The organism is Roseateles sp. (genome assembly GCF_965229315.1).
Classification (GTDB): domain Bacteria; phylum Pseudomonadota; class Gammaproteobacteria; order Burkholderiales; family Burkholderiaceae_C; genus Pelomonas.
Map to the genome: position 1 here is coordinate 3,141,027 of NZ_CBDDJA010000002.1, position 17,542 is coordinate 3,158,568.

A 17,542-nucleotide genomic window follows, 5' to 3' on the forward strand; every position below is an offset into this window, starting at 1 on the left:
GCCGTGCAGGCCCGGGCCGGAACGCTTCAATTGGGCGGCTTTGACATCACAGTCCGCCCGGGGCGGTAAAGCCACACGAACTGGCCGTTGTCCAGTTGCCAGCTCGCCACCGCCGCCGCGCCGGGCACTGCGAAGTCCAGGCTGACCAGCCACGCGCCGGGCGTCAGCTCGGCGCAGGCCTTGGCCCACACGCGCGGCATGGACTCGGGCCGCTGGAACACGTAGACCAGCGCGAACGGCGCCCAGTCGTCGGCCCAGAGGTCGCCCTGCCTGACCTGGGCACCGCGTGCACGCCAGCGGGCCAGCAGCGACAGCGGCCGGCTCCACTCCACGCCTTCGACGCGCGCCTCGGGATAGGCGCGCAGCAGCTCCCGCAGCCCGTCGCCCGCACCGCAGCCGGCGTCCAGCACGCGGGCACCGGCCGGCAGCGGCGCCAGGCCCGGCAGGCGAACCAGCGCACCCCGGGGCGTGGGAAAGACGGGCGCGTCGCTCCAGCTTCGTTTCGGGTAGAGCCACCACAGCAGCGCCAGCGCCAGCAGCCAGCCCCAGCTGCCCCCCTCGGGCCGCCAGCCGAGGATCAACGCCGACACCGGGAAGCCCAGCGCAGCGATCAGCCGGCGCCAACGCTCTGAATAAAAGAAGGCCAGCGCGACGCCCACCGCGAAGCCGCCGGCCAGCGCCACGTCGGGCCCGAAGCCTTGCAACGCCAGGTGACCCAGCCAGGCCGCGAGCCACACCAGCAGCGCCGACAACGGCCAGGCCGTGACGAAGCGCTTCACGGCCACGGGTAGGCCGCGCGCAACGCCGCGGCCTCGGCCGCGCGGTCGGTGCCTTCCAGCACGACGGCCAGGTTGTGTGCGGCAAGAAAGCTGCCGCGCCCGGCCACGGCGCCGGCCTGCTCGGGCCGCTCGCCCAGCGCCAGGCAGCGCTGCCAGGCGTCCTCGATCATCGGCAGCAGTTCGCCCGCCTGCGCCGGCTGGCGGGCGGCCAGGTCCAGCAGCACGTCGCCCAGCGTGAAGAAGAAGTCGGGCGACTCCGCACCGGCGGCCATCTGCGTCTGCGCGAAGTCCACCGCGTCGGCATGCCGGCCCAGGCACTTCAGCGCGAACAGGCGGCGCGACACCAGGTCCAGCCACCAGGGCGCCGCGGCCGCGGCCGGCAGCGCGCAGGCGCGCGCAAAGGCGTCTTCGGCGGCGGCATGCTCGTCGTAGACGGCGCAGTCCTTGCCGAGCTGATACCAGAGGTAGGGCTCGTGCGGCGCACCGCGCGGCGTCTCGGCCAGCGCCTGCTGCAGCAGCCGGCGGTTGCGCCCGCGCTTGTCCGCCAGCCGCTCGCCGACGTAGCCGTCGTGCCCCACCACCAGTGGCAGCCGCCGCACCGGCAGACCGTGCTGCGGCTGCTCGTGCACGCGGCCGGCGTAGCGCACCGGGCCGGGCAGCACGCGGCTCAGCCAGGCGATGGCTTCGGCCTGCTGCCCCGGCGCCTGGTCGAAGCGGTCGCGCAGCTGCAGCACGCCGACGAATCCGGGCGCCGACTGGCGCAGCGCCTGCAGTGCCTCGCCGCCGTCGATGAGCCATTCGTCCGCGTCCAGCACCAGGTGCCAGTCGGCACCGGCCAACTGCAGCGCATGGTTGCGCGCCGCGGCGAAGTCGTCGCACCAGGTGAAGTGCGCCACGCGCGCGCCGTGCGCCGCGGCGACCTGTGGCGTGGCGTCGCGCGAGCCGGTGTCCAGCACCAGCATGTCGTCCACCCACGGGCGCACGCTGTCCAGCAGGCGGGCGATGCGGCCCGCCTCGTCGCGCGCGATCACGACAAGGGCCAGGCGGCGCGGGGCGGCAGAGGTCATGGCCGCATTGTGTGCATGCGCGCGAGGCTGCCGCGGCAGTTCAGGGCCGGATTTCCCCCGCTCCACCGGCCTTTGCCACCGCGTTCGCCGGCCTAGAGTGGCCGCCTGTCCACCGCCCGCGAGGCTCCGCATGATCCCCCGCACCCTGCATGTGATCTGGGTCGGCGACGAATCCAAGCGCCCCGACAACTGCATCGCCACCTGGCGCGAACTGAACCCCGACTGGACCCTGCGCGTCTGGGGCAATGACGACCTCGCGAACTACGGCTGGGTCAACGCGCGCCACATGCGCGACATGGCCGGCCGCGAACTCAACGGCGTGGCCGACCTGATGCGCTGGGAGATCCTGTACCACGAGGGCGGCTTCGTCGTCGATGCCGACAGCATCTGCAAGCGCCCGCTCGAGCCCTGGCTGTTCGAGGGCGAGGCCTGCGCGAGCTGGGAGAACGAGCTGATCCGCCCCGGGCTGATCGCGGCCGGCTACGTGGCCTCCATCCCCGAGAACCCCTTCTTCGGCCAGATCATCCTGGACCTGCAGAAGGAGCCCACCGTCGTCGACCGCATGGCCTGGCAGAGCGTGGGCCCGCTGTTCCTGACCGAGCAGGTGCGCATGCAGCGCTACGCGGGGCTGACGATCTGGCCCAGCCACTTCTTCATCCCGCGCCACTTCACCGGTCATGAGTACACCGGCGGCGGCACCGTGTTCGCCGCGCAGGAGTGGGGCAGCACGCTGGGCAAGTACGACGAACTGCACAAGAGGAAAGTGGCATGAGCGCCGTATTGGCAACCGAACGCAAGACCATGGACGACCTGCCCGTCTCCCCGCTCGAATACGCCCACCAGAAGTACTTCGTGCAGAAGGTGAAGGTCGGCGAAGACTTCGTCGGCGTGCCGCGCCTGGACGCCTTCGTCGCGCTGTGCGCCGGCAAGCGCGTGCTGCACGTGGGCTGCGTGGACTGGCCCATCACCGACCTGAAGCGCTCGCTGCACCTGCAGCTGGACGCCCACTGCACGCTGGACGGCTTCGACATCCACGGCGAGGCCTTCGAGCTGATGCGCCCGCACCTGAAGGGCCGCCTCTTCAGCGACTGGGCCGACGTGGCTGGCGACTACGACGTGGTGCTGGTGCCCGAGGTCATGGAGCACGTGCCGGACGTGCAGGGGTTCCTGAAGCAGCTCGATGCGCTGGGCGCGGCGCAATACCTCATCACCGTGCCGGACGCGTACTCGTGCTTTCGCCGGCACTTCGACTACAACAGCGGCGCGCAGACCTTCGTCGAGGTCGTGCACCCCGACCACAACTGCTGGTACACGCCGTTCACGCTGTCCAACGTGATCCGCAAGTACACGCCCTGGCAGGTCGACGGCATGTTTTTCTTCAACGGCATGTCACTGCTCGCCGTGGCGTCCCGGCCCATCGCCGAATGACGCCCGCCGCGCTGCGCAGCCAGGCCGAGGCGCTGCGCCACGCCGGCCGCGCGGCCGAGGCGGTGGACGTGCTGCTGCAGGCGCTGGCGCTCGCGCCCACCGACACCGACACCTACCTGCAGCTCGGCTTCGCGCTGCAGGCACTCGGCCTGGACAGCCAGGCCTGCGAGGCGTTTCGCACACCGGCGCTGCTGAACCCGGCCAGCGTCATGGCCCAGGGCTACCTGATCCACGCGACGCAAAAGGCAGCGGACTGGTCGCAGTTCGACGCCGACCTGGCCGCGCTGCGCCACGCGCTGGCTGCCAAGCCCGACACGGCGGACGACGAATTCGGCATGCCGTTCGCGCTGGTGGGCCTGCCGCACACACGGGCCGAGTTGCTGAAGGCGGCTGCGCTCGCCAGCCGCCACGTGGCGCGCGGCATCCGGCCGCTGGCGCCGCGCCGACCGCTGCCACGAGAGCGCCTGCCGAACGCGACGCAAGCGCCGCCCCGGCTGCGCGTGGGCTACCTGTCCGCCGATTTCCATGCCCATGCCACCGCCGCGCTGCTGGTGGACCTGCTTGAAAGCCACGACCGCGAGCGCTTCGAGATCCGTCTGTACTCGCACGGCCTCGACGACGGCTCGGTGCTGGCGCGGCGCGTGCGTGCCGCGGCCGAGCAGGTGATCGACGTCGGCCCGCTGACGCTGGCCGCCACGGCGCAGCGCATCCGCGCCGACGGCGTGGACCTCCTCGTCGACCTGAAGGGCCACACGGCCGGCAGCCGCATGGCCGCCCTCGCCTGGCGGCCCGCGCCGGTGCAGGTGAGCTGGCTGGGCTTCCCGGGCACCAGCGGCGCGGGCTTCATCGACTACGTCATCGGCGACCCCGTCGTCACGCCGCTGGCCGATGCGGCCGACTACAGCGAATGCATCGCGCAGCTGCCGCACTGCTACCAGCCGCAGGACCGACGGCGCCAGCCCGGCCCGCCACCGTCGCGTGCGCAACTGGGCCTGGCAGAGGACGCGCTGGTGCTGCTGGGCGCCAACGCGGTCTACAAGATCACGCCGGACCTGTGGGCCGCGTGGATGGACGTGCTGCGCCGCCTGCCCGCCGCGCAGCTCTGGCAGCTCAGCGGCGGCGAGCAGGCGGACGCGCGCTTGCGCCAGGCCGCGCTGCAGGCCGGCATCGCCGCCGACCGGCTGGTGTTCGCGCCGCCCGTGGGCATGGACGAGCACCTGGCCCGCATCGGCGCGGCCGACCTGGCGCTGGACAGCTGGCCCTGCAATGGCCACACGACCACCAGCGACGCGCTCGCGGCCGGCGTGCCGGTCGTGACGATGACCACGGACAGCTTCCCTGGCCGCGTCGCCGCCAGCCTGCTGACGGCCGCCGGGCTCGAAGACTGCGTCACCCACGACGTGTCCGGCTACGTGGAGCGCATCTGCGCGCTGGGGCGAGACGCGGCCGCACGGCAGGCGCTGCGCGCCACGCTCGCCGCGCGGCCCGCGGCGCTCTACGACACGGCGCGCTTCGCCCGCGAGCTGGAAGCGCTGTACCAGCGCATGTGGGACCGTGCGCTGGCCGGCCAGCCGCCGGTGCCGCTGGCGGCCTGACGGCTCTTCGACGACGAGGTCGGCCGACGGGTCAATGCATCTGGATGGAACCCTGGGCGCGGCCCTTGCCGGCGCGTGCGGGCGGGTTGCACAGGCCACAGACGAAATGGCGGGCGATCTCGTGCGGGTGCGTGACGAACTGGCCGTTGCACTTGGCGCACTTGGTCAGCGTCAGCATGCCGTTGTCGACGAACTTCACCAGGCGCCAGGCGCGGGTGACGGACAGCATGGCTTCCAGGCCCTGGGCCGTGGTCTGCTCCTGGTAGAGCTGGTAGGCCTTGATGACCGTGTCGATCTCGTCCATCTCCGCGGCCTTGTTCAGGTACTCGTGGATGTTCAGGAACAGGCTGGCGTGGATGTTGGGCTGCCAGGTCATGAACCAGTCGGTCGAGAACGGCAGCTGGCCCTTGGACGGCGACTTGCCGGACACCTCTTTATAAAGACGCAGCAGGCGCTCGTAGGACATGTCGGTTTCCGACTCCAGCACCTGCAGCCGCGCACCCAGGTTGATGAGCTGGACCGCCCGTTCGATCTGCTTGGCTTCGGTGAGGATGCTCTTGACGCGCATGGTGGACTCCTGGAATCGGTAGGTTCGGTGTTCGGTATTGCGGGCGAGCGCCGGGCCGCTCCCAAGCCGCCCGCGTTCGGGGATGTCGCGAAGGGGTCAGCCCCTGAGCGATCCCCACCCCCTCGGGGGGTGGCTCGGCGTACTCGCCAGGCCGGGGGTCAACAGTCCTTAGGCGTGCTCGTGCCGCCCGGCCATGAGAATCGACGCGTGCAGGCGGGACACCGCATCGTTGGCGCCCGGCTTGCTGTGGTTGGTCAGCAGGCCCCACACCAGGTCATCGCTCATGCGGAAGGCACACAGCAAGGTGTTGCCGGAGGCGATCTTCATGATCTGCGCCGGGCTCAACGTGGCCACGAGCGTCGCGGTGTCCTCGCTGATGCCCAGGCGGTACAGCGCCTGTTCGCGGTCGGCGCGGATCAGGCTCTGGGCCAGCATCAGGTACGACAGGTTGGCTTCACGGATCTCGGCGAGCATTTGATCGGTGGTCATGGCGGCTTCCGTTTCAGAGGTGGGGTGGTGTTCGGGATCAGTGAAACGGATTGTGTTGACCACCCAACTCCTTCGATATCAGGCGCTGTCGGTGCACCGCGTCGCGTTTCGGCGCGGGCCTTGTCATCCAAATTCCTACAAGCGCGTCGGGCTCGCGCGCCGCTGAAACACCGGGGCCCCGGCAGCTTGCGCTGGCGGGGCCCCGCGACGAGAAAGAGCGGCTCGGGTCAGCGGGCGCGGCGAAGTCGCTCCAGCTCGATCATGGCCACTGGCACCAGTTCGGGCGCCTCGGCCTGCAGGCTGTCGCGGCCGGCGCCGCCCTGCAGTTCGGTCAGCACGCCGATGGCGCGGTCAACGTTGCCCTGGCCGGACAGCGCGAAAGCCAGCGTGTACAGGCTGGGGCCATGCAGGCTCTGGATGCGCAGCGCGCGTTCCGCATAGCCGGCCGCATGCTCCAGCTTGCCGGCGGCCAGCAGCAGCGCCGCCATGTCGGACAGCAGGTCGTGGCTCATGGGCTCGTCCTTCAGCGCGTCGTACAGCAGCCCCAGGCCGCCGCCCAGGTTGCCCTTGGAGGCTTCGGCGAAGGCGGCGTTGCGGGCACGGGCCAGCAGCATCGCGGGGTCGTTGGCCGGCACCGCGACGGGGCGGTGGGCTTTCTTGGTGGGGGTGTTCGTGGACAGGGCTCGCATCACGGGGCTCCAGTCCGGCGCGCAATATCGGCCGGGATGAGCCGAACTGTAGGAAGGCGTGCGAGGGCAGATCGCCGGAAAAGGCCGGTCCGGCAGCCTCTACTCATCGCCTGCTCCGCCGTGCGACTGCCGAAAACAAACAGGAGACCTTGCCGCCACCCCGGCGGTCTCGCTTCCTGAGATTTCAGCTTTCACCGAAGGACCCCGACCCCTTTCGACCGCCACATGCCCGACAGAGCCCCCGCCTTGCGGCGGACAGGCCACCAGCCCCTTGCGATGCGTTTCCTGGCTGCGTGACCCGATCCGACGAACAAGGACCTGGCGGCGGCTCTGTTCAATAGATCACACCCTTGACAAAAGCAGCTCAAGAATCTTCTTGCGCTGTCCGATAGCCATTCCAACGCACCTGAAAAGGTTCGTGGTCCGGCTAGAAGGCCGAGGTGGTGTGGCGTCGCTGCGGCGACGACACGGGCTTCAACGGTTGACTGGCGTCGGGCGTCGCCGCGAAGGCGCGCAGTCATTGCGCGTTCGAGCGGCGAGCACGGGTGCCGCACCCGGGCACTCGGGTCTTCGTCCGGCGCCTTGCCGGGTATCTCAAGCTGAAAGGAAGCGCATCATGGCCTCGATCATCAATACCAATCTGCTGTCGCTCAACGCGCAGCGCAACACCTCGGCGACGCAGTCTTCGCTCGCCACGTCGCTGCAACGCCTGTCGTCAGGCCTGCGTGTCAACTCCGCCAAAGACGACGCCGCCGGCCTGGCCATCTCGGAGCGCCTGAACGCCCAGGTGCGCGGCTCCACGGTCGCGATCCGCAACGCCAACGACGGCATCTCGCTGTCGCAGACGGCGGAAGGTGCGCTGTCCAAGGTGAACGACTCGCTGCAGCGCATGCGTGAGCTGGCGGTGCAGTCGCGCAACGCGACCAACACCAGCGCCGACAAGGACTCGCTGGACAAGGAATTCGGCGAACTCTCCAAGGAAATCCAGCGCGTGCTGGGCGGCACGACCTTCAACGGCCGCGCCATCCTGGCCACCAGCGCCGCGGGCACGCAGACCTTCCAGGTCGGCGCGAACACGACCAGCAATGACCGCATCGACGTCGTCACGACCGACATGACGACCGATTCGACCATCACGGCCGTGGCCGGCACCGACAACACCGGCGCCGGACGTGCCGTGATCGACAACACGGCCGCCGGCAGCGCCATCGACACCGTCATCGACAACATCGACTCGGCGATCAACACGGTGAGCTCGCAACGCGCCACGCTGGGCGCCGCCCAGAACCGCATGGACCAGGTCATCTCCAACCTGCAGATCTCGGTGGAGAACCAGAGCGCCGCGAAAAGCCGCATCACCGACGCCGACTTCGCGCAGGAAACCGCCAACCTGTCCCGGGCCAACATCCTCCAGCAGGCGGGCAACGCGATGATCGCCCAGGCGAACCAGATTCCGTCGCAGGTCCTGTCCTTGCTTCGATGAAGCCGGGCCAGCCTCGCTGGCCCTGAGCAGCACGCCGTCCGTTCAGAAGACGGCTGACCTCACCCCTCCAGCACAAGCCCCTTGACGCCTCCTCGCCGCCGCGAGGGGCGTTTTTGGAGCCGTGCGCAAAAAAGGATTCAAGTCAATCCATCGTGCCGACGATAAGCATTCCAACGGGTTCGCGATTCATTCGAGGACTACGTGGAACACGACGCCATCGTCAACGAAAGGATTGAACCATGCCCCAAATCATCAACACCAACATCGCCTCGTTGAACGCCCAGCGCAACACGGCCATGTCGCAGTCCTCGCTGGCGGTGTCCATGCAGCGCCTGTCCTCGGGCCTGCGCGTGAACTCGGCCAAGGACGACGCCGCCGGCCTGGCCATCGCCGAGCGCATGAATGCCCAGGTGCGCGGCTCGCAGGTCGCCATCCGCAATGCCAATGACGGCATCTCGCTGGCGCAGACGGCGGAAGGCGCACTGTCCAAGGTGGGCGACTCGTTGCAGCGCATGCGCGAACTGGCCGTGCAGGCCCGCAACGCCACCAACACGAGCGCCGACCGCGATTCTCTGGACAAGGAGTTCGGCGAGTTGGCCAAGGAAATCCAGCGCGTGCTGGCCGGCACCACGTTCAACGGCAAGGCGGTGCTGGCCACGTCCGCCGCCGGCACTCAGACCTTCCAGGTCGGCGCGAACACGACGGCCAATGACCGCATCGACATCGTCACCACCGACATGACGACCGACGCCGGCATCACGGTGGTGGCCGGCACCGACAACACCGGCGCAGGCCGCGCGACCATCGACAACACCGCGACCGGCACCGACATCGACAGCGTCATCACCAACATCGACACCGCGCTGGACACGGTCAACGGCGAGCGCGCCACGCTGGGCGCCTCGCAGAACCGCTTCGATGCCGTGATCTCCAACCTGCAGGTCGCGGTCGAGAACCAGAGCGCCTCGCGCAGCCGCATCATGGATGCCGACTTCGCGCAGGAAACCGCCAACCTGAGCCGCGCGCAGATCCTGCAGCAGGCCGGCAACACGATGGTGGCGCAGGCCAACCAGTTGCCGCAGCAGGTGCTGGCGCTGCTGCGCAACTGATCCAGGGGGTGACCCGGCGCCGGCCGCGCCCCTTGCGGGGCCGGTCAAGGCGATCCGGGTGGCCGTTAATGGCCGTGGTTTAGGGCCCTCATCCGGCTTTTGGCAAAGCGACGCACTTTCAGAATCTGGTCCATCGAGTCTGGCATTGACGCCATCTCGTAGCCCGATTCCAGGAGTGCGCGATGCCACAAACCATCAACACCAACATCAACTCGCTGAACGCCCAGCGCAATCTGAACGCCTCGCAGAGCTCGCTCGCGGTGTCGATGCAGCGCCTGTCGTCCGGCTTGCGGGTGAATTCCGCCAAGGACGACGCGGCGGGCCTGGCCATCGCCGAGCGCATGAACACGCAGGTCCGCGGCATGAACGTCGCGATCCGCAACGCGAACGACGGCATTTCGCTGGCGCAGACCGCAGAAGGCGCGCTCGGCAAGATCGGCGACAACCTGCAGCGCATGCGCGAGCTGACCGTCCAGGCCCGCAACTCCACGAACAGCAGCTCCGACAAGGACTCGCTGAACAAGGAGTTCGAGCAACTGGGTTCGGAAATCTGGCGCATCGTCAACGCGACCACGTTCAACAGCAAGTCCATCCTGGCCGACACGGCCGGCGTGGCGGCTGGCACGGGTCAGACCTTCCAGATCGGCGCCAACACCACCGTCAACGACTCCATCACTGTGGCGGCGATCGACATGACGGCGCAGGACCCCACGGCCAACCCCCTGTCGCAGTTGCTGGGTGCGGGCACGCCACCCTTTCCCGCGCTGATCGACGGCACCGTCAGCTTCGCCGACCTCGGCACCGTCATCGACAACATCGACAGCGCACTGGACCAGGTCAACAACACCCGAGCCACGTTCGGCGCCACCCAGTCGCGCTTCGACGCCGTGATCTCCAACCTGCAGGTGGCGGTCGAGAACCAGACCTCCGCCCGCAGCCGCATCATGGATGCCGACTTTGCCCAGGAAACCGCCAACTTGAGCCGCGCGCAGATCCTGCAGCAGGCCGGCAACGCGATGGTGGCGCAGGCCAACCAGTTGCCCCAGCAGGTGCTGTCGCTGCTGCAACGCTAAAAAAAATCGCTCCGGGGCCCTCAAGTTCCGGCCGACCTCGCCGATATCGCCCTTGCATATCGGCTTTTTTGCATTGCTGAGCCATGGCCACCATCTCATCTCTCGGTCTCGGAAGCGGGCTGGACGTCGAGTCCATCATCACCAAGCTGGTGGCACTCGACCAGCAGCCCATTGCGGACATCAACAACAAGACGACGGGTCTGAAGACCCAGTTGTCCACCTATGGGCAGATCCAGAGCGCGCTGTCCACGCTACGCGATGCGTCGTCCAAGCTGACCAACCCGGACACCTGGGCCGGCGCCAAGACCAGCGTCAGCGACAGCACCGCGGTGAGCGTCACCGCATCCAGCGGCGCGGCCATCGGCAATGTGAACCTCGAGGTCACCAAGCTGGCCCAGGCGCAGAGCCTGGCTTCCGGCAACTACGCCAGCAGCACGGCCACCGTCGGCCAGGGCACGCTCACCATCGAGCTGGGCAGTTGGGGCTCGGACGGCAACGGCGGCTCCACCTTCACGAGCAAGGCCGGCAAGACGCCGGTGACCATCACCATCGGTCCCGGCCAGGACCAGCTCGGCCAGGTCCGTGACCAGATCAACGCCGCCAACGCGGGCGTCACTGCCGCCATCGTCACCGACGCCAGCGGCTCGCGCCTGACGCTGACCTCGCGCAACACCGGCGAAAGCAACGCCTTCCGCGTCACCGTGAACGACAGCGACGGCAATGCCGGCGATGCCGCGGGCCTGTCCCAGCTCGCCTACGACCCGAGCAACAACGTCAGCCAGATGTCGCAGACGCTGCCCGCCGTCAACGCGCGCGCCAAGCTCAACGGCCTGGACATCAGCTCCGAGTCGAACTCGCTGAACTCCGCCATCGACGGCCTGAACATCCTGCTGCTGAAGGTCACGCCGCCGGTCACGATCAGCATCAGCCAGGACGCCGATGCGATCAAGAAGGCCGTCAGCGACTTCACGACCGCGTACAACGCCGTCAACCAGCTGCTGCGCGCCCAGACCAAGTACGACTCCGCCAGCAAGACGGCGGCGCCGCTGCAGGGCGACTCGGCCGCCATCGGCCTGAACAACCGCCTGCGCGGCATTGCCGGCGGCGTCACGTCGCTGGGCGGCAGCCTGAGCCGCCTGTCCGACATCGGCCTGGCGCCGGGGTCGGACGGCAACCTGCCCACCACAGGCACCAAGCTCGACAAGGCGCTGACCAACCTGACGGACCTGAAGTCCTTCTTCATGGGCGTGGACAGCACCGACGACAGCAACAGCGGCTTCGCCACGCGCATGCGCGCCATGGTCGACCAGGCGCTCAGCGTCGATGGCAGCGTGTCCACCCGCCAGAAGGGCATCCAGGCACAGATCGACAGCAACGGCAAGCGCGTCGACCAGCTCACCGATCGCTCCGCCTCGAACGAGAAGCGGCTGCGCGCACAGTACTCGGCGCTGGACACCAAGATGAGCCAGCTCAACAGCCTGTCCAACTACATGACGCAACAGATCGCCCAGTTCAACAAATGACCGTGGCGTGACCGCGGCATGGGCCGACGACAGCAAGGCGACCTCAGGGTCGCCTTTTGTCTTTTCGATCCGGAAATAAAGCGTCACAGTTCACCAAAGTTCGGGGCTCTCGCGCCTCAAGTCCCGCGACGGAAGGCCGAAAAACAGTCAACACGACGACGACCTCCGACACCCATGTACGGCAACATGTCCTCCCCTTTCGCAGCCCGCGGCCAGCGCGCCACCCTCTACGCCAAGGTCGGCCTGGAGACCGACGTGCAGTCCGCGAGCCCGCACCGCCTCGTCGCCATGCTGTTCGATGGCGCCTTCGACGGCATGAACCAGGCCGTGGCCGCCATCCAGGCCGGCAACACCGAGCTCAAGGGCCGCTCGCTGAGCCGCGCGGTGCGCATCCTGGACGAGGGCCTGCGCGCCGGCCTGGACCTGTCGGCCGGCCAGCTCGCCACCGACCTGCGCGAGCTCTACGGCTACGTCTGCATGCGCCTCACGCAGGCCAACCTGCACAGCGACCTGGCCGCCATCCAGGAGTGCCAGCGCCTGCTGACCCCGGTGCGCGAGGCCTGGACCGCCATCGGCCAGACACCTGCCGCCCTGGGTCAGAACGCCGCGCCCGCCGCCCGCGCCGCCTGACATCCACCGCCCACAGCCTCATCTCCGGTGACCCCCGCAATGAACTCCGAACTGCTGAACTACTACGAGGCCATCGAGCAGGCCAGCGCCGACATGCTGTCGGCCGCCCGCACCGGCAACTGGGACGAAGTCGTCAAGCTCGAAGGCGCCTGCGTGCTGCTGATCTCGCAGCTCAAGTCGGCTGCCAACCAGACCCAGCTCGGCCCCGGCGAGTCGGCACTGAAGACCCGCATCATGCAGCGCATCCTGGTCAACGACGCCGAGATCCGCACGCTCGCCGAACCCTGGCTGGAAGACCTCGACCACGTGCTGCAAGGCAAGAGCCGCCTGGTCCACTGACGCCGGCCGGAACACCTGCCAAGCGGCGCCCGCCGGCCTGCGCCCGAGGGGGCGCCTTCGCTGCCGCGCCGCGTCCGTGCGACTACCATTCCTGGCATGACCGCCCCTGAAGCCGCCCCCGAGGAATTGCGCGTCGCCGCCACCGAGATCGCGGCCTACCTCCAGCAGTTGCAGCGCGAAGGCGTCGGCGTGCGGCTGAGCGGCCCGCACGGCCAGAGCCTGTCCAGCCGCATCGTCGCGCTGGACACCGCGGCCGACCTGATCGGCCTGGACATCGCCGCCGACCCCGACGCCATCAGCCAGAGCCTGGTCGCCGAGGGCGAGATCACCGCGGTGGCCTACCTCAGCGCCATCAAGCTGCAGTTCGAACTCGACGCGCCGGTGCTCGTCAGCAGCGACCAGGGCGCCGTGCTGCGCGCCGCGCTGCCGACGCGGCTGTACCGGTTCCAGCGCCGCCAGTCCTTCCGCGTGCAGCCGGCCGGCAGCACCTACCCGCGCGTGGTGCTGCCGGGCGACACCCAGCCTGGCCGGGCGCTGCGCGTGCTGGACATCAGCATCGGCGGCGTGGCCCTGGCGCTGCCGCCCGACTTCATGCCGCTGCCCCCGGGGCGCCCCGCCAGCGGCCTGGTGCTGGAGCTGGACCGGCTGACGGCGCTGCGCATTGCGCTGCTGCCGCATCACATCAGCCCCATCGGCGGCGAGGACGGGGCGAACGGCGGCATGCTGCAGCTCGGCTGCGCCTTCGTCGATCTCGACGCCGCGGTCACCCGCTCGCTGCAGGTCTACGTGGACCAGACGCAGAAGCGCCGCCGCCTGCTGAAGCTGGACGCATGAACGCGAGCGCGGGCAGGGCCGAGCGCAGGGCCGCTGCCAAGCCGGCGCGCATCTCCCTGGGTAACAGGCAGGCGCACCCGCATGCCCAGGGGCAGGGATTCACGCTGCTCGAAGTCGTCTTCGTGCTGATCGTGGTCGGCATCCTGCTCGCCGCAGCGGTGCCCAACTATGCGGATTTCCTGGCCCGCCAGCGGCTGCGCCATGTGGCCGAAATGCTGGAGCAGGACCTGCGTCGTGCCCGCACGATGAGCGTGGACGAGGGCCGCAACATCTACGTCGGCTTCAGCAGCGGCCCGCAGTGGTGCTGGGGCACCAGCCGCCAGGCGCCGTGCGACTGCGCCACGGGCCGGCCGCGCTGCGAGATCGGCGGCGTCACGTCCCAGGAGTACCGCGGCACGCTGCTGCAGTCCGGCCAGGGCATCACCTTCGAGGCCGGCCTCGGTCGCGCGGTCGGCTGGACGCGCATCGGCATCAGCAACGACCACAACCAGCAGCTGCACATCGACCTGAACCCGCTCGGCCGCCCGCAGATCTGCGGCACGGACGCGCGCAAGGGAAATTGCTGACCAGCCCCGAAGCCCCACGGTATTCGGGCCGAGCGCCGGGCCGCCCCAAGCCGGCCCGCCTGGCGATGTGCGCGCGGCTTGATGCCGCAAGCATCGCCGTCCCCTCGGGGGACGGATCAAGCTCGCTGCGTCCAGCAGGCGAGCTTGGGCGAGGGGCCGTCAGATCTGCATGTTCATGATCTCGGAGTAGGCCGACACCAGGCGGTTGCGCACCTGCAGCGTGGCCTGGAAGCCGATCTGCGCCTTCTGCATCGCGACCATGGTCTCTTCGAGGCTGACCGTCGGGTTGTCGAGCTGCACCTCGCGCTGCAGGCGTGCCGCGTCGGTCTGCTGGGCGCTGACGGCCTTGAGGGCGCTGCTCATCGCGTCGCCGAAGCTGGCCCCGGCCGTGGCCGCCGGCTTGGGCGCCAGCGGCTGGCCATTGACCGCCAGCCCCGCACGGGCAGCGGCCTGGGCAAAGTCGAAGGGGCGCAACTTCATGTCCATGGAGCGGCACTTTGGCAGCAAGTCACGCGCCAGAAGCACAGAGATGCGCGGGCGCAGTCGGCCACTTCGGCGCTTCCTTGAGGGGGCCGGCACGAATAATTTGCGCCATCGCCGGAGTTCCGGCCCCGCTGCACCCACCTGCCCCCGATGGACAACGCCCTGAGCGCAACCAATGCCGCCCCGATGATGGTCACGCCGATCGAGGCGCCCACCTTCGTGCAGCGCATGAACGGCCTGCCCCTGCGCAGCAAGCTCACCATGGGCGTCGGGCTGCTGGCGCTGGCCGGCGCCGTGCTGGCCGTCACGCTGTGGTCCGCCCAGGGCGACTACCGGCCGCTGTTCACCGGCCTGGCCGACAAGGACGGCGGCGCCGTCATCGGCCAGCTGTCGGCGCTGCAGGTGCCCTACAAGCACGAGGCCGGCGGCACCATCCTCGTGCCGGCCAGCCAGGTCTACGAGCTGCGCATGAAGCTGGCGGCGCTCGGGCTGCCCAAGGGCGGCACCGGCAACGCCGTCGGCTTCGAGCTGATGGACAAGTCCTCCATCGGCCAGACCCAGTTCAACGAACGGATGAACTTCCAGCGCGCGCTGGAAGGCGAGCTGACGCGCACCATCACCGCCATGTCCGACGTGGCCGACGCCCGCGTGCACCTGGCCATCCCGCAGCAGAACGGCTTCTTCCGCGAGCAGCAAAAGCCCAGCGCTTCGGTCATGCTGACGCTGCGCGGTGGCCGCACGCTGGACCGCAGCCAGATCGCCGGCATCGTCCACCTCGTCTCCAGCAGCGTGCCCGAGCTGGCGCCCAAGGCCGTCAGCGTGCTCGACCAGACCGGCGCCCTGCTCTCGCAGAACAGCGGCGACGCCGGCAACGGCCTGGACAGCCAGCAGCTGCAGTACAAGCAGCAGGTCGAGGCCGGCTACAACAAGCGCATCTTCGACCTGCTGGAGCCCGTCGTCGGCCGCGACAACCTGCGCTCCACCGTCACCGTGGACGTGGACTTCTCGCAGACCGAGGCCACCGCCGAGGAGTACCGGCCCAACCAGGGCGCCAACACCCAGGCCGCCGTGCGCTCCAGCCAGAGCAACGAGCAGAGCAACGCGAACGCGGCGCTGCCCACCGGCGTGCCCGGCGCGGCCACCAACCAGCCGCCCGTGCCGGCCACGGCGCCCATCAACGGCGCCAGCGCCCCGCTGCAGGCCGCGCAGGGCGGTGGCGGCGCCAACAACAGCCGCCGCGAGCAGGTCACCAACTACGAAGTCGACAAGACCGTGCGCGTCACGCGCGGCGCGGTCGGCAACGTCAAGCGGCTGAACGCGGCCGTCGTCGTCAACCAGAAACAGGTGACCGACGCCAAGGGCAAGACCACCAGCCAGCCGGTGCCGGCGGAAGAGATCACGCGCCTGACCGACATCGTCAAGGAAGCGATGGGCTTCAACGCCGAGCGGGGCGACTCCGTCAAGGTCGTCAGCGCGCCGTTCATCGTCGACAAGACCGAACCCGTCGACGTGCCACTGTGGAAGCAGCCCTGGCTGACCGACCTGCTGCGCTCGGCCATGGTGCCCACCGCCTGCGTGCTGATCGCGCTGATCGCCGTCTTCGGCATGATCCGCCCGGCCATCCGCGCTGCAGCCCCGCTGCCGCCCGAGGAGAAGCCGGAAACGGTCGACGAGGTGGTCGACGACCCCGAACTGCTGCCGGGCGTAGAGGGCATGCCCAGGCTGGAAGCCCCGCTTCACAACGAGAAACTGGAGCGCGCCCGCACGATGGCCCGCGACAATCCGGTCGCAGTCGCGAACATCGTGCGCGACTGGATGGCCGGAGAAGCGGCCTGAACGAGGGCTAGGCTATGGACGACAAGGGCACCGAGAGCGCCGCCATTCTGTTGATGTCGCTGGGCGAGGAAGAAGCCAGCGAGGTCTTCAAGCACCTGTCACCCAAGGAGGTGCAGGCGCTGGGCGAGACCATCGCCAAGCTCAAGGTGATCAAGCGCGCCCAGGTGGACCAGGTGCTGGACAAGTTCGACGCCGTCGCGGAGACCCACAGCACGCTGGTCACGGACACCGACGAGTACGTGCGCGCCGTGCTGCGCAAGGCGCTGGGCGAGGACAAGGCCAACCTGCTGCTGGAGCGCATCCTGCAGGGGGGCGACGTCTCGTCCATCGAAAGCCTGAAGTGGATGGATGCGGCCAGCGTCGCCGAGCTGCTGCGCAACGAGCACCCGCAGATCATCGCGGCCATCCTGGCCCACCTGGATTTCGACCAGACCAGCTCCGTGCTCAAACTCTTCACCGAGCGAGGCCGCAACGAGGTGCTGATCCGCATCGCCACGCTGGACGGCATCCAGCCCACCGCGCTGAAGGACCTCAACGAGGTCATGAGCCAGATCCTGGCCGGCGGCGAGCGCATGAAGAAGAGCTCGCTGGGCGGCGCCAAGACGGCGGCCGAGATCATCAACATGATGGGCACCAGCGTGGAGGCCTCCGTGCTGGACTACATCCGCGAGGCCGACTCCGACCTGGCGCAGAAGATCATGGACAACATGTTCACGTTCGACGACGTGAACAAGATCGACGACAAGGGCATCCAGGCCGTGCTCAAGGAAGTGCAGACCGAGAGCCTGGTCGTCGCGCTCAAGGGCGCCAGCGCCGAACTGCGCGAGAAGGTGTTCCGCAACATGTCCACCCGCGCGGCCGAAACGCTGCGCGAGGATCTCGACTCGCGCGGCCCCGTGCGGCTGTCCGAGGTCGAGGCCGAGCAGAAGGAAATGCTCAAGATCGTGCGCCGCCTCGTCGACGAAGGCCAGATCGTGCTCGCCGGCGGCGGCGACGACCAGTTCGTATGACCAGCATCGACCGGCGTCGCCAGCCGCGTGAGGCGGCGCTG

Annotated in this window: 19 protein-coding genes; 13 read left to right on the forward strand and 6 right to left on the reverse strand. The window is 69.0% G+C overall.

Annotated features, from left to right (window positions below; all coding sequences use genetic code 11):
* Nucleotides 1-26: 26 nt before the first annotated feature.
* Both ACO07H_RS19400 and ACO07H_RS19405 read right to left on the reverse strand, forming a co-directional pair.
* Nucleotides 27-779: a class I SAM-dependent methyltransferase gene (locus ACO07H_RS19400; protein ID WP_422017159.1), complete on the reverse strand. Its 753-nt coding sequence runs from the start codon at nt 777-779 to the stop codon at nt 27-29.
* Nucleotides 776-1,846, reverse strand: a complete 1,071-nt coding sequence (locus tag ACO07H_RS19405; RefSeq protein ID WP_422017161.1) for a glycosyltransferase family 2 protein — start codon at nt 1,844-1,846, stop codon at nt 776-778. The genes ACO07H_RS19400 and ACO07H_RS19405 overlap by 4 nt, the downstream gene beginning before the upstream one ends.
* A 130-nt stretch (nt 1,847-1,976) precedes the next feature.
* On the opposite strand from ACO07H_RS19405, the gene ACO07H_RS19410 reads away from it, so the two are divergent.
* From ACO07H_RS19410 to ACO07H_RS19420, 3 genes are read left to right on the forward strand one after another with little or no spacing between them, the layout of a single operon-like run.
* Nucleotides 1,977-2,618: a glycosyltransferase family 32 protein gene (locus ACO07H_RS19410; RefSeq protein WP_422017163.1), complete on the forward strand. Its 642-nt coding sequence runs from the start codon at nt 1,977-1,979 to the stop codon at nt 2,616-2,618.
* Nucleotides 2,615-3,274, forward strand: coding sequence for a methyltransferase domain-containing protein (locus tag ACO07H_RS19415; protein WP_422017165.1), 660 nt, complete (start codon nt 2,615-2,617; stop codon nt 3,272-3,274). The genes ACO07H_RS19410 and ACO07H_RS19415 overlap by 4 nt, the downstream gene beginning before the upstream one ends.
* Nucleotides 3,271-4,869: a UDP-N-acetylglucosamine-peptide N-acetylglucosaminyltransferase gene (locus ACO07H_RS19420; RefSeq protein ID WP_422017167.1), complete on the forward strand. Its 1,599-nt coding sequence runs from the start codon at nt 3,271-3,273 to the stop codon at nt 4,867-4,869. Before ACO07H_RS19415 ends, ACO07H_RS19420 begins: the two co-directional genes overlap by 4 nt.
* Nucleotides 4,870-4,900: 31 nt before the next feature.
* On the opposite strand, the gene flhC is transcribed toward ACO07H_RS19420, so the two are convergent.
* The 3 genes from flhC to ACO07H_RS19435 all read right to left on the reverse strand — a co-directional run bounded on the left by flhC (nt 4,901) and on the right by ACO07H_RS19435 (nt 6,615).
* Nucleotides 4,901-5,437: a flagellar transcriptional regulator FlhC gene (gene flhC, locus ACO07H_RS19425; protein ID WP_422017169.1), complete on the reverse strand. Its 537-nt coding sequence runs from the start codon at nt 5,435-5,437 to the stop codon at nt 4,901-4,903.
* Nucleotides 5,438-5,605: 168 nt separating this feature from the next.
* Nucleotides 5,606-5,926, reverse strand: coding sequence for a flagellar transcriptional regulator FlhD (flhD, locus tag ACO07H_RS19430; protein WP_422017171.1), 321 nt, complete (start codon nt 5,924-5,926; stop codon nt 5,606-5,608).
* A 227-nt stretch (nt 5,927-6,153) separates the two neighbouring features.
* A complete protein-coding gene (locus tag ACO07H_RS19435) occupies nt 6,154-6,615 on the reverse strand; it encodes a hypothetical protein (RefSeq protein ID WP_422017173.1) in 462 nt (153 codons plus the stop codon).
* 616 nt (nt 6,616-7,231) lie between these two features.
* On the opposite strand from ACO07H_RS19435, the gene ACO07H_RS19440 reads away from it, so the two are divergent.
* From ACO07H_RS19440 to ACO07H_RS19475, 8 genes are all read left to right on the forward strand, one after another.
* Nucleotides 7,232-8,098, forward strand: a complete 867-nt coding sequence (locus ACO07H_RS19440) for a flagellin (protein ID WP_422017175.1) — start codon at nt 7,232-7,234, stop codon at nt 8,096-8,098.
* Between the two features lie 239 nt (nt 8,099-8,337).
* Entirely contained in the window at nt 8,338-9,207 is an 870-nt protein-coding gene (locus ACO07H_RS19445) for a flagellin (protein WP_422017177.1), read from the forward strand.
* 182 nt (nt 9,208-9,389) lie between these two features.
* Complete coding sequence (locus tag ACO07H_RS19450; protein WP_422017178.1) at nt 9,390-10,280, forward strand: flagellin; 891 nt, start codon at nt 9,390-9,392, stop codon at nt 10,278-10,280.
* Between the two features lie 83 nt (nt 10,281-10,363).
* Nucleotides 10,364-11,803 (forward strand): flagellar filament capping protein FliD, encoded by a 1,440-nt coding sequence (fliD, locus tag ACO07H_RS19455; protein ID WP_422017180.1) that lies wholly within the window; start codon nt 10,364-10,366, stop codon nt 11,801-11,803.
* 186 nt (nt 11,804-11,989) lie between these two features.
* On the forward strand, nt 11,990-12,433 hold the full coding sequence (gene fliS / locus ACO07H_RS19460; protein ID WP_422017182.1) for a flagellar export chaperone FliS: 444 nt from the start codon (nt 11,990-11,992) through the stop codon (nt 12,431-12,433).
* 39 nt (nt 12,434-12,472) lie between these two features.
* The gene (locus ACO07H_RS19465; protein ID WP_422017184.1) at nt 12,473-12,772 is read left to right on the forward strand and encodes a flagellar protein FliT; all 300 of its coding nucleotides are present in this window, start codon (nt 12,473-12,475) and stop codon (nt 12,770-12,772) included.
* Between the two features lie 96 nt (nt 12,773-12,868).
* Nucleotides 12,869-13,606 (forward strand): flagellar brake protein, encoded by a 738-nt coding sequence (locus ACO07H_RS19470; protein WP_422017186.1) that lies wholly within the window; start codon nt 12,869-12,871, stop codon nt 13,604-13,606.
* On the forward strand, nt 13,603-14,172 hold the full coding sequence (locus ACO07H_RS19475; protein ID WP_422017188.1) for a pilus assembly FimT family protein: 570 nt from the start codon (nt 13,603-13,605) through the stop codon (nt 14,170-14,172). The genes ACO07H_RS19470 and ACO07H_RS19475 overlap by 4 nt, the downstream gene beginning before the upstream one ends.
* Before the next feature lie 159 nt (nt 14,173-14,331).
* On the opposite strand, the gene fliE is transcribed toward ACO07H_RS19475, so the two are convergent.
* Nucleotides 14,332-14,658 (reverse strand): flagellar hook-basal body complex protein FliE, encoded by a 327-nt coding sequence (gene fliE, locus ACO07H_RS19480; protein ID WP_422017190.1) that lies wholly within the window; start codon nt 14,656-14,658, stop codon nt 14,332-14,334.
* 147 nt (nt 14,659-14,805) lie between these two features.
* Between fliE and fliF the strand changes: the two genes are divergently transcribed.
* Nucleotides 14,806-16,491: a flagellar basal-body MS-ring/collar protein FliF gene (gene fliF, locus ACO07H_RS19485; RefSeq protein WP_422017192.1), complete on the forward strand. Its 1,686-nt coding sequence runs from the start codon at nt 14,806-14,808 to the stop codon at nt 16,489-16,491.
* Nucleotides 16,492-16,505: 14 nt separating this feature from the next.
* On the forward strand, nt 16,506-17,501 hold the full coding sequence (gene fliG / locus ACO07H_RS19490; protein WP_422017194.1) for a flagellar motor switch protein FliG: 996 nt from the start codon (nt 16,506-16,508) through the stop codon (nt 17,499-17,501).
* The last annotated feature ends 41 nt before the right edge of the window (nt 17,502-17,542 follow it).

Coding starts and splice junctions, on each gene's coding strand:
- ACO07H_RS19405 (WP_422017161.1), bottom strand. CDS start 1,846: ATGACCTCTGCCGCCCCGCGCCGCCTGGCCCTTGTCGTGATCGCGCGC.
- ACO07H_RS19410 (WP_422017163.1), top strand. CDS start 1,977: ATGATCCCCCGCACCCTGCATGTGATCTGGGTCGGCGACGAATCCAAG.
- ACO07H_RS19415 (WP_422017165.1), top strand. CDS start 2,615: ATGAGCGCCGTATTGGCAACCGAACGCAAGACCATGGACGACCTGCCC.
- ACO07H_RS19420 (WP_422017167.1), top strand. CDS start 3,271: ATGACGCCCGCCGCGCTGCGCAGCCAGGCCGAGGCGCTGCGCCACGCC.
- flhC (WP_422017169.1), bottom strand. CDS start 5,437: ATGCGCGTCAAGAGCATCCTCACCGAAGCCAAGCAGATCGAACGGGCG.
- flhD (WP_422017171.1), bottom strand. CDS start 5,926: ATGACCACCGATCAAATGCTCGCCGAGATCCGTGAAGCCAACCTGTCG.
- ACO07H_RS19435 (WP_422017173.1), bottom strand. CDS start 6,615: ATGCGAGCCCTGTCCACGAACACCCCCACCAAGAAAGCCCACCGCCCC.
- ACO07H_RS19440 (WP_422017175.1), top strand. CDS start 7,232: ATGGCCTCGATCATCAATACCAATCTGCTGTCGCTCAACGCGCAGCGC.
- ACO07H_RS19445 (WP_422017177.1), top strand. CDS start 8,338: ATGCCCCAAATCATCAACACCAACATCGCCTCGTTGAACGCCCAGCGC.
- ACO07H_RS19450 (WP_422017178.1), top strand. CDS start 9,390: ATGCCACAAACCATCAACACCAACATCAACTCGCTGAACGCCCAGCGC.
- fliD (WP_422017180.1), top strand. CDS start 10,364: ATGGCCACCATCTCATCTCTCGGTCTCGGAAGCGGGCTGGACGTCGAG.
- fliS (WP_422017182.1), top strand. CDS start 11,990: ATGTCCTCCCCTTTCGCAGCCCGCGGCCAGCGCGCCACCCTCTACGCC.
- ACO07H_RS19465 (WP_422017184.1), top strand. CDS start 12,473: ATGAACTCCGAACTGCTGAACTACTACGAGGCCATCGAGCAGGCCAGC.
- ACO07H_RS19470 (WP_422017186.1), top strand. CDS start 12,869: ATGACCGCCCCTGAAGCCGCCCCCGAGGAATTGCGCGTCGCCGCCACC.
- ACO07H_RS19475 (WP_422017188.1), top strand. CDS start 13,603: ATGAACGCGAGCGCGGGCAGGGCCGAGCGCAGGGCCGCTGCCAAGCCG.
- fliE (WP_422017190.1), bottom strand. CDS start 14,658: ATGGACATGAAGTTGCGCCCCTTCGACTTTGCCCAGGCCGCTGCCCGT.
- fliF (WP_422017192.1), top strand. CDS start 14,806: ATGGACAACGCCCTGAGCGCAACCAATGCCGCCCCGATGATGGTCACG.
- fliG (WP_422017194.1), top strand. CDS start 16,506: ATGGACGACAAGGGCACCGAGAGCGCCGCCATTCTGTTGATGTCGCTG.